This is a genomic window from Vibrio sp. 1078-1 (genome assembly GCF_033340475.1).
In genome coordinates, this window is the sequence record NZ_JAWOWM010000637.1 from 1 (window position 1) to 582 (window position 582).

Annotated in this window: 1 protein-coding gene; it reads left to right on the forward strand. The window is 49.0% G+C overall.

The window, feature by feature from the left end:
• The coding region (locus tag R7190_RS29230) for an AMP-binding protein (RefSeq protein ID WP_318138119.1) at positions 1-582 on the forward strand (582 nt) is incomplete at both ends.

Below are 582 nucleotides of genomic sequence, written 5' to 3' on the forward strand. Positions count from 1 at the left end.
GACAAAGCCATCATGGACAGCCGTTGGAAACCTGAGAAAGTGTTTGTTTTCCAGCGTCCAGAATGTGAAGCCGAGTTAAATCAGGAAAGAGATTTGGACTGGCAACAGGAATACAAAAAAGCGCTGCCTCATGCTTGTGTTCCTGTATTAGCAACAGACCCACTGTATATCCTTTATACCTCAGGCACGACGGGTAAACCGAAAGGGGTGGTACGTGATAACGGTGGCCATGCCGTGGCACTGAAGTACTCAATGAGTGCAATCTACAACATCCCGCAAGGTGGTGTTTTCTGGGCGGCATCCGACGTGGGCTGGGTAGTTGGTCACTCGTATATTGTTTATGCGCCATTGATTCATGGCTGCACCACAATACTGTTTGAAGGTAAGCCAGTCAGAACTCCGAATCCGGGGGCATTCTGGCGTGTGTGTGATGAGTATAAAGTGGATGCTTTGTTCTCGGCGCCAACGGCTTTCCGTGCGATTAAGAAAGAAGACCCGGAAGGCGAGTTCTTAAAGCAGTATGATCTGTCAAACCTGAAAACCATCTTTATGGCTGGTGAGCGTTTAGACCCTCCTACGCTG